The sequence below is a fragment of the Stutzerimonas sp. KH-1 genome (genome assembly GCF_054483855.1).
In genome coordinates this window covers 1,880,580-1,893,719 of sequence record NZ_CM137011.1, presented here as the reverse complement: position 1 = coordinate 1,893,719, position 13,140 = coordinate 1,880,580, and the positions used below count along the sequence as shown (strand labels likewise).

Annotated in this window: 10 protein-coding genes; all 10 read left to right on the top strand. The window is 63.1% G+C overall.

What is annotated here, in order from left to right:
* The 10 genes from lpxB (at position 1) to ispD (ending at position 13,105) form a co-directional block, all read left to right on the top strand.
* Positions 1–1,134, top strand: coding sequence for a lipid-A-disaccharide synthase (gene lpxB, locus ACX1DW_RS09015; protein WP_458993257.1), 1,134 nt, complete (start codon positions 1–3; stop codon positions 1,132–1,134).
* The gene (rnhB, locus tag ACX1DW_RS09010) at positions 1,134–1,772 is read left to right on the top strand and encodes a ribonuclease HII (protein ID WP_152481077.1); all 639 of its coding nucleotides are present in this window, start codon (positions 1,134–1,136) and stop codon (positions 1,770–1,772) included. Before lpxB ends, rnhB begins: the two co-directional genes overlap by 1 nt.
* Positions 1,773–1,928: 156 nt before the next feature.
* On the top strand, positions 1,929–5,450 hold the full coding sequence (gene dnaE, locus ACX1DW_RS09005) for a DNA polymerase III subunit alpha (RefSeq protein WP_458993256.1): 3,522 nt from the start codon (positions 1,929–1,931) through the stop codon (positions 5,448–5,450).
* Positions 5,451–5,634: 184 nt separating this feature from the next.
* Positions 5,635–6,585, top strand: a complete 951-nt coding sequence (locus tag ACX1DW_RS09000) for an acetyl-CoA carboxylase carboxyltransferase subunit alpha (RefSeq protein WP_014819915.1) — start codon at positions 5,635–5,637, stop codon at positions 6,583–6,585.
* A 125-nt stretch (positions 6,586–6,710) separates the two neighbouring features.
* On the top strand, positions 6,711–8,000 hold the full coding sequence (gene tilS, locus ACX1DW_RS08995; RefSeq protein WP_458993255.1) for a tRNA lysidine(34) synthetase TilS: 1,290 nt from the start codon (positions 6,711–6,713) through the stop codon (positions 7,998–8,000).
* A gap of 167 nt (positions 8,001–8,167) precedes the next feature.
* Entirely contained in the window at positions 8,168–9,799 is a 1,632-nt protein-coding gene (locus tag ACX1DW_RS08990) for a CTP synthase (RefSeq protein ID WP_133455899.1), read from the top strand.
* Positions 9,796–10,641 carry a 3-deoxy-8-phosphooctulonate synthase gene (gene kdsA, locus ACX1DW_RS08985; RefSeq protein ID WP_133455898.1) on the top strand — a complete coding sequence of 282 codons (846 nt, stop codon included), beginning with the start codon at positions 9,796–9,798 and terminating at the stop codon, positions 10,639–10,641. The genes ACX1DW_RS08990 and kdsA overlap by 4 nt, the downstream gene beginning before the upstream one ends.
* Positions 10,642–10,675: 34 nt before the next feature.
* Complete coding sequence (eno, locus tag ACX1DW_RS08980; protein ID WP_102840859.1) at positions 10,676–11,965, top strand: phosphopyruvate hydratase; 1,290 nt, start codon at positions 10,676–10,678, stop codon at positions 11,963–11,965.
* Positions 11,966–12,113: 148 nt separating this feature from the next.
* A complete protein-coding gene (gene ftsB, locus ACX1DW_RS08975; protein WP_063543813.1) occupies positions 12,114–12,392 on the top strand; it encodes a cell division protein FtsB in 279 nt (92 codons plus the stop codon).
* Positions 12,389–13,105 (top strand): 2-C-methyl-D-erythritol 4-phosphate cytidylyltransferase, encoded by a 717-nt coding sequence (gene ispD / locus ACX1DW_RS08970; RefSeq protein ID WP_458993254.1) that lies wholly within the window; start codon positions 12,389–12,391, stop codon positions 13,103–13,105. Before ftsB ends, ispD begins: the two co-directional genes overlap by 4 nt.
* Positions 13,106–13,140: the final 35 nt, after the last annotated feature.

Below are 13,140 nucleotides of genomic sequence, written 5' to 3'. Positions count from 1 at the left end.
ATGAGCAGACCGCTCAGGGTTGCGCTGGTTGCCGGGGAATCCTCTGGTGACATTCTCGGCGCGGGCCTGATGCAGGCGCTGAAGGCGCAACATGCCGATGTCGAGTTCATCGGCGTAGGTGGTCCGCGCATGCAGGCTGAAGGGCTGCGGTCCTACTTTCCGCTGGAACGGCTGGCGGTGATGGGGCTCGTCGAAGTGCTTGGCCGATTGCCGGAGCTCCTTGCTCGCCGCAAGCGTCTGGTGAGCACTTTGATCGCGCAGCGGCCAGATGTATTCATCGGCATCGACGCCCCGGATTTCAATCTGGGGCTCGAGCTCAAGCTGCGTCGAGCCGGGATCAAGACGGTCCACTACGTCAGCCCGTCGGTCTGGGCGTGGCGGCAGAAGCGAGTGTTGAAGATTCGCGAAGCCTGCGATCTGATGCTGACGCTGTTCCCCTTCGAAGCCAGGTTTTACGACGAGCATCAGGTGCCGGTGCGCTTCGTCGGCCATCCGTTGGCCGATACCATTCCGCTTTGTGCCGACCGCGCAGCCGCACGGGAGGCGCTCGGTTTGCCGCAGCAGGGCATGATCGTCGCGCTGATGCCGGGCAGCCGCGGTGGTGAGGTATCCCGTCTGGGCGAACTGTTCCTTAGCGCTGCCGAGCGGTTGCGCGCCATGCGTCCCGGCATTCGTTTCGTCATGCCCTGCGCCAGCCCGGAGCGCCGGCTGCAGCTGGAACAGATGCTGGCAGCCCGCGACTTGCCGCTGACGCTGCTCGACGGCCGATCCCACGAGGCGCTGGCCGCCTGCAACGCGGTGCTGATCGCCTCCGGTACCGCCACGCTCGAGGCGTTGCTATTCAAGCGGCCCATGGTGGTGGCCTACAGCGTGGCGCCGATGACCTATCGCATCTTGCGCCGATTGGTGAAAAGCCCTTACGTCGCATTACCCAATCTACTGGCGCAGCGCCTGCTGGTGCCGGAGCTGCTGCAGGATGCGGCGACACCGGAGGCGCTGGCCCAGGCGTTGTCGCCCCTGCTGGATGATGGCGAAGTGCAGACGGAGGGATTCGACAGCATCCATCGCACGCTGCGCTGTGACGCCTCGGGTCAGGCCGCCGATGCGGTTCTGCGGTTGGTGGAAGCACGCTGATGCAGTTCGGGCTCGATTTCAATCTCGTGGAAGAGCTGGTTGCCGGTGTCGACGAGGTGGGCCGTGGGCCGCTGTGTGGTCCTGTGGTGACGGCGGCCGTGATCCTCGATCCGGCACGGCCGATCGAAGGGCTGAATGACTCGAAGAAGCTGACCGAGGCTCGCCGAGAGGCCTTGTTCGACGAAATTCGGGAGAAAGCGGTCGCCTGGTGCATCGCACGCGCCGAGGTGGAGGAGATCGACCAGCTCAATATCCTGCATGCCACCATGCTGGCCATGCAGCGTGCGGTCGAAGGACTGAGCGTCACACCGCGGCTGGCGCTGATCGACGGCAATCGCTGCCCTAAGCTGGCCGTGCCCAGCGCGCCGGTGATCCAGGGTGACGCACAGGTTCCGGCCATCGCGGCCGCGTCCATCCTGGCCAAGGTCAGCCGCGACCGCGAAATGCAGGCGCTGGATCTGTGCTATCCGGGCTATGGGCTGGCCGGCCACAAGGGCTACCCGACGCCGAGCCACCTTGAAGCGCTGCGTCGTCTCGGGCCAACGCCCATTCACCGTCGCTCGTTTGCACCCGTCCGCGCGATGCTCGAACAGGTGAGCAGCGAGGTAGAGGTTCCGACCAGCGTCCTGCTGGTCTAGGGCTCACCGGCTGCCACGGGCAGAGGTTCCGCTCTGCCTTCATGCGCTTCTGCGGTCACGGTTTGCGATGGCTCGGGCGGTCGGTACGTTCGCCAGCGGACGATTGCTTTCCGGTACAATCCCGCGCTTGTCGTTCTGCCAGCTCAAGGTCTGTACATGCCTGCTTCCTTCGTCCATCTCCGTCTGCATACCGAGTACTCGCTGGTCGATGGCCTGGTACGGGTCAAGCCGCTAATAAAGGCGGTGGCGGCGGGCGGAATGCCGGCGGTGGCGGTGACCGACATGAGCAACATGTGCTCGCTGGTGAAGTTCTACAAGACGGCCCAGGGTGCCGGAATCAAACCGATCTGTGGCGCCGATATCTGGCTGGCCGGCTGCGACGAGGATGGTCCGCTCAGCCGCCTGACGCTGCTGGCGATGAACCCCAAGGGTTATCGCAATCTGACCGAGTTGATTTCTCGCGGCTGGACTGAAGGCCAGCGCAACGATCTGGTCATCATCGAGCGCGATTGGGTGAAAGAAGCAGCCGAAGGGCTGATCGCGCTGTCCGGTGCCAAGGAGGGAGAAATTGGTCAGGCCCTGCTCAATGGCGATGATGCGCTGGCGGCAGCGCGTCTCGCCGAATGGCGTGAGGTATTCGCCGATCGCTTCTACCTGGAAGTGCAGCGCACCAATCGGGTCAACGACGAAGAACACTTGCATGCCGCCGTGGCGCTGGCCGAGCGCAGCGGCACGCCGCTGGTGGCGACCAACGACGTGCGCTTTCTCAAGCAGGATGACTTCGAGGCGCACGAGACCCGCGTCTGCATCGGTGAAGGCCGTACCCTGGATGATCCGCGTCGCCCGCGCACCTATTCCGATCAGCAGTACCTGAAGACGCCCGAGGAGATGGCCGAGCTGTTCGCGGACCTGCCCGAGGCGCTGGAAAACACCGTCGAGATCGCCAAACGCTGCAACATCGAAGTGCAGCTGGGTACCTACTTCCTGCCGAATTTCCCGGTACCCGAAGGCATGACCATCGACGACTACCTGCGTCAGGTCTCGTTTGAGGGCCTGGAGGAGCGCCTGGAAGTCCTGCTGCCCAAGGACACGCCGGACTACGAGGCGAAGAAGCAGGTCTATATCGACCGCCTAGAGTTCGAACTGGGCACCATCATTCAGATGGGCTTTCCCGGTTACTTCCTGATCGTTATGGACTTCATCAAGTGGGCCAAGAACAACGGCGTGCCGGTCGGCCCGGGCCGCGGTTCGGGTGCCGGCTCGCTGGTGGCCTACGTGCTGAAGATCACCGACCTCGATCCGCTGGCCTACGACCTGCTGTTCGAGCGCTTCCTCAACCCCGAGCGTATTTCCATGCCCGACTTCGACGTCGACTTCTGCATGGACGGCCGCGACCGGGTCATCGATTACGTAGCCGAGGCGTACGGGCGCAATGCGGTGAGCCAGATCATCACCTTCGGCACCATGGCGGCCAAGGCGGTGGTGCGTGACGTGGCGCGGGTCCAGGGCAAGTCCTATGGTCTTGCCGACCGTCTGTCGAAGATGATCCCTTTCGAGGTGGGCATGACCCTCGAGAAGGCCTATGAGATGGAGGAGCCGCTGCGCGACTTCCTCGCCGTCGACGAGGACGCCCGCGAAATCTGGGATATGGCGCTCAAGCTCGAAGGCATCACCCGCGGTACCGGCAAGCACGCCGGCGGTGTGGTGATCGCGCCGACCAAGCTCACCGACTTCGCGCCGATCGCCTGTGACGAGGAAGGCGGCGGCCTGGTGACCCAGTTCGACAAGGACGACGTCGAGCAGGCCGGCCTGGTGAAGTTCGACTTCCTCGGCCTGCGCACGCTGACCATCATCAAGTGGGCGCTGGAAACCATCAACCGCGAACAGTCCAAGAAGGGCCTGGAACCGATCAACATCGACTTCATCCCGCTGGATGACAAGCCGACTTACCAATTGCTGCAAAAGGCGGAAACCACTGCGGTATTCCAGCTCGAATCCCGCGGTATGAAGGAGCTGATCAAAAAGCTCAAGCCCGACTGCCTGGAAGACCTGATCGCACTGGTGGCGCTGTTCCGTCCCGGACCTTTGCAATCGGGCATGGTCGATGACTTCATCAACCGCAAGCACGGGCGGGCCGAAGTCTCCTACCCGCACCCGGACTACCAGTACGCCGGGCTGGAGCCGGTACTCAAGCCCACCTACGGCATCATCCTGTATCAGGAGCAGGTGATGCAGATTGCTCAGGTCATGGCCGGGTATACCCTTGGTGGCGCAGACATGCTGCGCCGCGCCATGGGCAAGAAGAAGCCCGAGGAGATGGCCAAGCAGCGCGGCGGCTTCATCGAAGGTTGCGCCAATAATGGGATCGATGCGGACCTGGCGGGCAACATCTTCGACCTGGTGGAAAAGTTCGCCGGCTACGGCTTCAACAAATCGCACTCGGCCGCCTACGGCCTGGTGTCCTACCAGACGGCCTGGCTCAAGGCTCATCACCCGTCGCCGTTCATGGCAGCCGTGCTCTCGGCGGATATGCACAACACCGACAAGGTGGTGATCCTCATCGAGGAATGCCGCAGCATGAAGCTGCGCATCGATCCGCCCGACGTTAACGTCTCCGAGTTCAAGTTCACCGTCAATGACGACGGCCGCATCGTCTATGGCCTGGGCGCGGTCAAGGGTGTGGGCGAGGGGCCTGTCGAGGCCATCGCCGAATGCCGCGCCGCGGGCGGTCCGTTCAAAGACCTGTTCGATTTCTGCGCGCGCATCGACCTCAAACGCATCAACAAGCGCACCCTGGAAGCACTGATCCGCTCCGGTGCGCTGGATCGCCTCGGACCGTATTTCTTCGAAGAGGCCAAGGCCTACCAGGCCAACATCGACCGCAACCGCGCAGTGCTGCTGGCGGCGATGGAAGAGGCGGTACAGGCCGCCGAACAGACCGCACGCAGCGCCGAGAGCGGCCACATGGACCTGTTCGGCGGCCTGTTCGCCGAGCCGGAGGCCGACGTCTACGCCAATCACCGAAAGGCGCGCGAGCTTTCGCTGAAGGAGCGTCTGAAAGGCGAAAAGGACACCCTCGGTCTCTATCTCACCGGCCACCCGATCGATGAATACGAGGGGGAGGTGCGTCGTTTCGCTCGTCAGCGCATCGTCGACCTGCGCCCGGCGCGCGGAGAACAGACCATTGCCGGCCTCATCGTCAACCTGCGGGTCATGAAGAACAAGAAAGGCGACAAGATGGGCTTCATCACCCTGGATGACCGCTCGGGGCGCATCGAGGCTTCGCTGTTCGCCGAGGCGTTCAACACGGCGCAGGCCTTGCTGCAGACCGATGCCCTGGTGGTGGTGGAAGGTGAGGTGAGCAACGACGACTTTTCCGGCGGCCTGCGCCTGCGCGCCAAGCGTGTGATGAGTCTGGAGGAAGCGCGTACCGGTCTGGCCGAGAGCCTGCGGGTCAAGGTCGCCGGCGAGGCGCTCAAGGGCGAACGCATGCGCTGGCTGGCCGAGGTTTGCGGCCGCCATCGCGGCGCTTGCCCGATCACGCTGGAGTACACCGGTCGCGATGCGCGGGCGCTGCTGCAGTTCGGCGAGGACTGGCGAATCGATCCGGCGGACAACTTGATTCAGGCATTGCGTGACCAGTTCGGACGCGACAACGTCTTCCTGCAATACCGATAGAGGGCCGGGCCCGGAAAGTTCATCGACATGTGCTTTCCGAGTCAGGCCTGAACGGCCCGGTGCTGACCGGGTCATGGTTTCAGAACAATTTTTGTTCGACCTGAATGCGCCGCTCCCGTAAGGTAAGGCGCAAAAAACGGAACAGCCTCCCGGCCGCCTGGCCGTCGACGCATGACGGATGCCTATGAACCCGAACTTTCTGGATTTCGAACAGCCGATCGCCGACCTGCAAGCCAAGATCGAAGAATTGCGCCTGGTTGGTAACGACAATTCGCTGAACATCGGCGATGAGATTGCCCGCCTGCAGGACAAGAGCGAGTCGCTCACCGAAAGCATCTTCGGCAACCTGACCAGCTGGCAGATCGCCCGTCTGGCTCGCCACCCGCAGCGGCCCTATACCCTCGATTACATCAATCACCTGTTCACCGAGTTCGAAGAACTGCACGGTGACCGCCATTTCTCCGACGACGCGGCCATTGTTGGTGGTACGGCGCGTCTGGACGGCCAGCCGGTGATGATCATCGGTCATCAGAAAGGCCGTGAAGTACGCGAGAAGGTGCGTCGCAACTTCGGTATGCCGCGTCCGGAGGGCTATCGCAAGGCCTGCCGTCTGATGGAGATGGCCGAGCGCTTCAAGATGCCGATCCTGACCTTCATCGATACTCCGGGCGCCTACCCGGGGATCGATGCCGAAGAGCGCAACCAGAGCGAGGCCATCGCCTGGAACCTGCGCGTGATGGCGCGACTGAAGACGCCGATCATCGCCACCGTGATTGGCGAGGGCGGTTCTGGCGGTGCGCTGGCGATCGGCGTCTGCGACCAGCTGAACATGCTGCAGTATTCCACCTACGCGGTGATCTCGCCGGAAGGTTGCGCCTCGATTCTCTGGCGTACCGCCGAGAAGGCGCCGGAGGCCGCCGAGGCCATGGGTGTCACCGCCGAGCGCCTGAAAGATCTGGGCATCGTCGACAAGGTGATCCCCGAGCCGCTGGGCGGCGCGCATCGCAATCCGGCCGTCATGGCTGCGGCCATGCGCGAGCAGCTCAACAGCCAGTTGCACATGCTCAAGTCGCTGGATACCGATGCGCTGCTGGCGCGTCGCTATGAGCGTCTGATGAGCTACGGTATCGCCTGAGTCATCCCTGTGCGTGCTTCGCCTCTCTGAGCGAGGCACGCCAGGATTCGCTGTCGGGCCTTCGCTCGCGGCTTTCGCTCCTGAGCCTTATGCTTGCCGGCATTCTCGATTTTCGAAGCGCCCGCATGTCCCTCGATTCTCTTCTCCTTTCCCGTCTTGCTCCGTGGCGCGGCTCATCGGCGTGGTGGGTGGCGTTTTCCGGCGGTCTCGACTCCACCGTTTTGCTGCATGCGTTGGCGCGGCTGTCTGAGCGTCAGGCGCTGCCGTTGATTCGTGCGATCCATGTGCATCATGGCCTACAAGCCGCTGGTGATGACTGGCCGGCACACTGTCAGCGAGTCTGCGACCGGCTCGGCGTCACGCTGGAAATCGTGCGTGTGCGGGTTGTTCCCGGTGCCAGTCTGGAGCGGGCTGCGCGCGATGCCCGCTACCAGGCGTTCAGCGCCTGTGTAGGGGAGGGTGAGCTGCTGCTGACCGGGCAGCATCGCGATGACCAGGCCGAGACGCTGCTGTTCCGCCTGTTGCGCGGCGCCGGTGTGCGCGGGCTGTCGGCGATGCCGGGTGTGCGATCGATGGGGCGCGGCAGCCTGGTTCGGCCGTTGCTGGATGTCTCCCGGGCCGAGTTGGAGGATTATGCGCGCGCCAATGGTCTCTCCTGGGTCGAGGATCCCAGCAATCAGCAGCTGGAGTATTCACGCAATTTTCTGCGTCGGCAGGTCCTGCCTCTGCTGCAGCAGCGCTGGCCTCAGGTTTCATCCAGCCTGGCACGCACGGCAGTGCATATGGCTGACGCGCAGCAGCTGCTCGATGAGCTGGCGCAGCAGGATCTCGCGGATGCCCAAGCCGACATTAATTTCGACTGGCTGAATCTGCCGAGTCTTGCTCTTGCGCCGTTGCGCGAGCTGACGCCGGCGCGGCAGCGCAATGCGCTGCGTCATTGGTTGGCAGGGCGAGCCCTGGCGCCGGATGAGAATCACTGGGCCGGCTGGGAGTGTCTGCGTGACGCCAGGGCGGATGCCACGCCTCGCTGGCGACTGGCAGGTGGTGAGCTGCAGCGCAGTGGCGAGCGCGTCTGGTGGCTGCCGGACGGCTGGCTTGCGTCTGTTGGCGGGCCAGTCGACTGGCTCGACCCGTCCGACGAGCTGCAGCTTCCCGGCAATGGCTCGCTTCGGCTGGAGGGGGCGCCGCCCATTGGCAGGCTGCAGATTCGCTATCGAACCGGTGGTGAAGTGATGGATGTGTCCGGTCGCGGCCGGCGAGACCTCAAGCGCCTGCTGAATGAAGCTGGGGTTCCTGCGTTTGCCCGTGGCCGATTGCCCTTGCTGTATTGCGATGAACAACTGGTCGCCGTGGCCAACCTTCCGCAACTGAGCGCTGGTCGGTGTGCCCTGAAGTGGTGCGCGCCGGGCTGCTAAGTGGTTTGAGCTGATAGGGGCTTTCCGGTAGACTACGCTCCCGTCTCAATACAGCTTCTGCGGTTTCTTCGAATCCGCGGCAGTTGCGCTATTGCCGATCCGCGCAATGGCACCTTCGCTTTCCCCCGGCGGCGCCGGCCGCTTAACGCAGACTTCTAGGGTTTTTCATGACGCGCTACATCTTCGTCACGGGTGGTGTTGTTTCTTCATTGGGGAAAGGCATCGCCTCGGCTTCATTGGCGGCCATCCTGGAGGCGCGGGGCCTGAAGGTCACGATGCTCAAGCTGGACCCTTACATCAACGTCGATCCGGGCACCATGAGCCCGTTCCAGCACGGCGAGGTGTTTGTCACCCATGACGGCGCCGAGACCGACCTCGACCTGGGCCACTACGAGCGGTTCATCCGCACCCGCATGACCCAGAACAACAACTTCACCACTGGTCGCGTCTACGAAGACGTGCTTCGCCGAGAGCGCCGGGGCGACTACCTGGGCGCAACCATCCAGGTCATCCCGCACATCACCGACGAGATCAAGCGTCGCATCATCAAGGGTGCCGGCGACGCTGACGTGGCCCTGGTTGAGGTCGGCGGTACCGTGGGCGACATCGAGTCGCAACCCTTCCTCGAGGCCATCCGCCAGTTGCGTGTCGAAGTCGGCGCCAAGCGCGCCATGCTGATGCACCTGACGCTGGTGCCTTACATCGCCACCGCCGGCGAGACCAAGACCAAGCCAACCCAGCATTCGGTGAAGGAGCTGCGCTCCATCGGCCTGCAGCCCGACGTGCTGGTCTGCCGTTCGGATCGCGCCATCGACGTGTCTTCGCGGCGCAAGATCGCGCTGTTCACCAACGTCGAAGAGCGCGCGGTAATCAGCCTGCCGGACGCCGACACCATCTACAAGATTCCGGGCATCCTGCATGCTCAGGGTCTCGATGACTACGTCGTCGAACGTTTCGGTCTCGAATGCCGTGGCGCCGATCTCTCCGAATGGGATCGTGTCGTTGATGCCAAGCTGCATCCGGAGAAGGAAGTCACCATCGCCATGGTTGGCAAGTACATGGAACTTCTGGACGCCTACAAATCTCTGATCGAGGCGATGAGCCACGCTGGCATCCAGAGTCGGACCAAAGTGAACCTGCGTTACATCGATTCCGAAGACATCGAGAACCAGGGCACCGGCCTGCTGGAAGGCGTCGATGCCATTCTGGTGCCGGGCGGTTTCGGCCTGCGCGGCGTTGAAGGCAAGATCGCCACCGTGCGCTATGCCCGCGAGAACAAGATCCCCTATCTGGGTATCTGCCTGGGCATGCAGGTGGCGGTCATCGAGTTCGCTCGCGATGTGCTGGGCTGGACCGATGCCAACTCCACCGAGTTCGACAAGGACAGCGGTCACCCGGTCGTCGGTCTGATCACCGAGTGGGAAGATGCCAGCGGCGCGGTGGAGACCCGCAGCGATAGCTCCGACCTCGGCGGCACCATGCGCCTCGGTGCGCAGGAATGTGGTCTGGAGCCGGGCTCGAAGGTGTTCGAATGCTATGGCCAGGAGCGCATCGTCGAGCGTCATCGTCATCGCTATGAAGTGAACAACAACCTGCTGCCGCAACTGCAGGCAGCCGGACTGAAGATCACCGGGCGCTCCGGAGACGGTGCGCTGGTGGAAGTGGTCGAGGCTCCGGATCATCCATGGTTCGTCGCTTGCCAGTTTCACCCTGAGTTCACCTCCACGCCGCGCGACGGTCATCCGCTGTTCAGCGGCTTCGTCAACGCAGCGCTGGAATACAAGGCGAAGAAGGCATGAGCCAGAAGACCATTCGCGTAGGCAACATCGACATCGCCAACGACAAGCCGTTCGTGCTGTTTGGCGGCATCAACGTCCTCGAGTCGCGGGACCTGGCCATGCAGGCCTGTGAAGAATACGTGCGGGTGACCGAGAAGCTCGGCATTCCCTACGTCTTCAAGGCGAGCTTCGACAAGGCCAACCGTTCCTCGATCACCTCGTTCCGCGGCCCCGGTCTGGAAGAGGGGATGAAGATCTTCGAGGAAGTGAAGAAGACCTTTGGCGTTCCGGTCATCACCGACGTACACGAGCCGTGGCAGGCGCAGCCGGTGGCCGATGTCTGTGACATCATCCAGCTGCCGGCCTTCCTCTCGCGGCAGACCGACCTGGTGGTGGCGATGGCCAAGACCGGTGCGGTGATCAACATCAAGAAAGCGCAATTTCTCGCACCGCAGGAGATGAAGCACATCCTGAAGAAGTGCGAGGAGGCTGGTAATGACCAGCTGATCCTCTGCGAGCGCGGCTCGTCCTTCGGCTACAACAATCTGGTCGTCGACATGCTCGGCTTCGGCATCATGAAGCAGTTCGAATACCCGGTGTTCTTCGACGTCACCCATGCCCTGCAGATGCCGGGCGGTCGCGCCGACTCGGCTGGTGGGCGGCGTGCCCAGGTCACCGACCTGGCCAAGGCCGGCCTGTCCCAGGGGCTGGCCGGGCTGTTTCTGGAGGCGCATCCGGAACCGGAGAATGCCAAGTGCGACGGTCCGTGCGCGCTGCGTCTGAACAAGCTCGAAGCTTTCCTCACCCAGCTCAAGCAGCTGGATGATCTGGTCAAGAATTTCCCGCCAATCGAAACTGCTTGAAAGCCTTGCAGCTATCTATGGAGTGTTAACAACAATGGCAAAGATCGTCGACATCAAGGGGCGTGAAGTTCTCGACTCCCGTGGCAACCCCACCGTGGAAGCCGATGTGATCCTCGATAACGGCATCATCGGCAGCGCCTGCGCGCCGTCCGGTGCATCCACCGGTTCGCGCGAGGCTCTGGAACTGCGCGATGGCGACAAGAGCCGCTACCTGGGCAAGGGCGTGCTGAAGGCCGTGGGCAACGTCAACGGCCCGATTCGCGATCTGCTGCTGGGCAAGGATCCGGCCGATCAGAAGGCCCTGGACCACGCCATGATCGAGCTCGACGGTACCGAGAACAAGGCCAAGCTCGGCGCTAACGCGATCCTCGCCGTGTCCCTGGCGGCTGCCAAGGCCGCTGCCCAAGCCAAGGGCGTGCCGCTCTACGCGCACATCGCCGACCTCAATGGCACCCCTGGCCAGTATTCGATGCCGGTTCCGATGATGAACATCATCAACGGCGGCGAACACGCGGACAACAACGTCGACATCCAGGAATTCATGGTCCAGCCGGTTGGCGCCAAGACCTTCGCTGACGCGCTGCGCATGGGTGCCGAGATCTTCCATCACCTGAAGGCCGTGCTGAAGGCTCGTGGCCTGAACACCGCTGTGGGCGACGAGGGCGGCTTCGCGCCGAACCTGGCCTCCAACGAGGATGCGCTGGGTGCCATCGCCGAGGCGGTCGAGAAGGCCGGCTACAAACTGGGCAGTGACGTCACGCTGGCCCTGGACTGCGCTTCCAGCGAGTTCTACAAGGACGGCAAATACGACCTGGCCGGTGAAGGCAAGGTGTTCGACGCCGAGGGCTTCGCGGATTACCTGGCGGGCCTGACCCAGCGCTACCCGATCATCTCCATCGAAGATGGCATGGACGAGTCCGACTGGGCTGGCTGGAAGGCACTAACCGACAAGATCGGCGAGAAGGTTCAGCTGGTCGGTGACGACCTGTTCGTGACCAACACCAAGATCCTCAAGCGCGGCATCGACGAGAAAATCGGCAACTCGATCCTGATCAAGTTCAACCAGATCGGCTCGCTGACCGAAACCCTGGAAGCCATTCAGATGGCCAAGGCGGCCGGTTACACCGCGGTGATCTCGCACCGTTCCGGCGAGACCGAAGACAGCACCATCGCCGACCTGGCCGTCGGCACTGCCGCTGGTCAGATCAAGACCGGTTCGCTGTGCCGCTCCGACCGCGTGTCGAAGTACAACCAGCTGCTGCGTATCGAAGAGCAGCTGGCCGGCAAGGCACCGTACAACGGTCGTGCCGAATTCCGCGGCTGATCCTGCAGCATTAAAAAAGGGCGGCGCGAGTCGCCCTTTTTTGTTTCAATCGGCATCGTCTTGGTGGGCGATCACTCCCGCGCCAAGATAGTCGTTGCTGTGTTGTCTTCCTCATTCGAACTGCCGCCGAAGTCGTTTCATGCCTGCTATGCGTCGCCCCTACTGGTTGTTCGTCGTGCTGATCCTGCTTCTCGGCGGGCTGCAGTACCGTCTTTGGGTGGGCGAGGGCAGCCTGGCGCAGGTCAACAGTCTGAACAAGCAGATTGCCGACCAGCAGGGCGAGAACGAGCGGCTGCTGGAGCGCAATCGAATCCTCGAAGCTGAAGTCCTGGAGCTCAAGCAGGGCATGGAAACCGTCGAGGAGCGTGCGCGTCAGGAGTTGGGCATGGTCAAAGAGGGCGAAACCCTCTACCAGTTCGTCGAATGAGCCAAGTCCAGTTGTCGAAATTCTGGGTCGTCATTCCGGCAGCAGGGATCGGCAGTCGCATGCGTGCAGACCGTCCCAAGCAGTACCTGCGGTTGGCTGGGCGCTGCATTCTCGAGCATACCCTCGATCGTTTCATCGACCACCCGGCCCTGGCCGGACTGGTGGTCTGTCTGGCGTCCGACGATCCCTACTGGTCGAACCTGGACTACGCCAGGGATGCGCGCATCCTGCGGGCGGCGGGTGGGCGCGAGCGTTGTGATTCGGTACTCAACGGCCTGCAGCGCCTTGCCGAGGCGGGAGCGAGCGCGGACGACTGGGTGCTGGTGCATGACGCCGCCCGACCCAATCTGGCGCGCGACGATCTGAATCGCCTGCTCGTCGAGCTTGCCGATGATCCGGTTGGGGGACTGCTGGCTGTGCCTGCGCGGGACACGCTCAAGCGTGTAGGGCCGCAGGGGCGGGTCGTGGAAACGGTGGACCGCAGCGTCATCTGGCAAGCCTTTACGCCGCAAATGTTCCGCTTGGGTATGTTGCGCGCGGCGTTGGACTCGGCGCTCGCCGGTGGGCTGCAGGTGACCGACGAGGCGTCTGCAATGGAGTGGGCCGGCCATTCACCGCGCGTGATCGAAGGTCGCGCCGATAACCTCAAGGTCACCCGGCCTGAAGATCTCGCCTGGTTGGAGCGCTGCTGGCAAGGCGAGCGTCACGCCTGAAGCGCGGCGGGCAACCAGCGTTGCCCGCCAGCCTC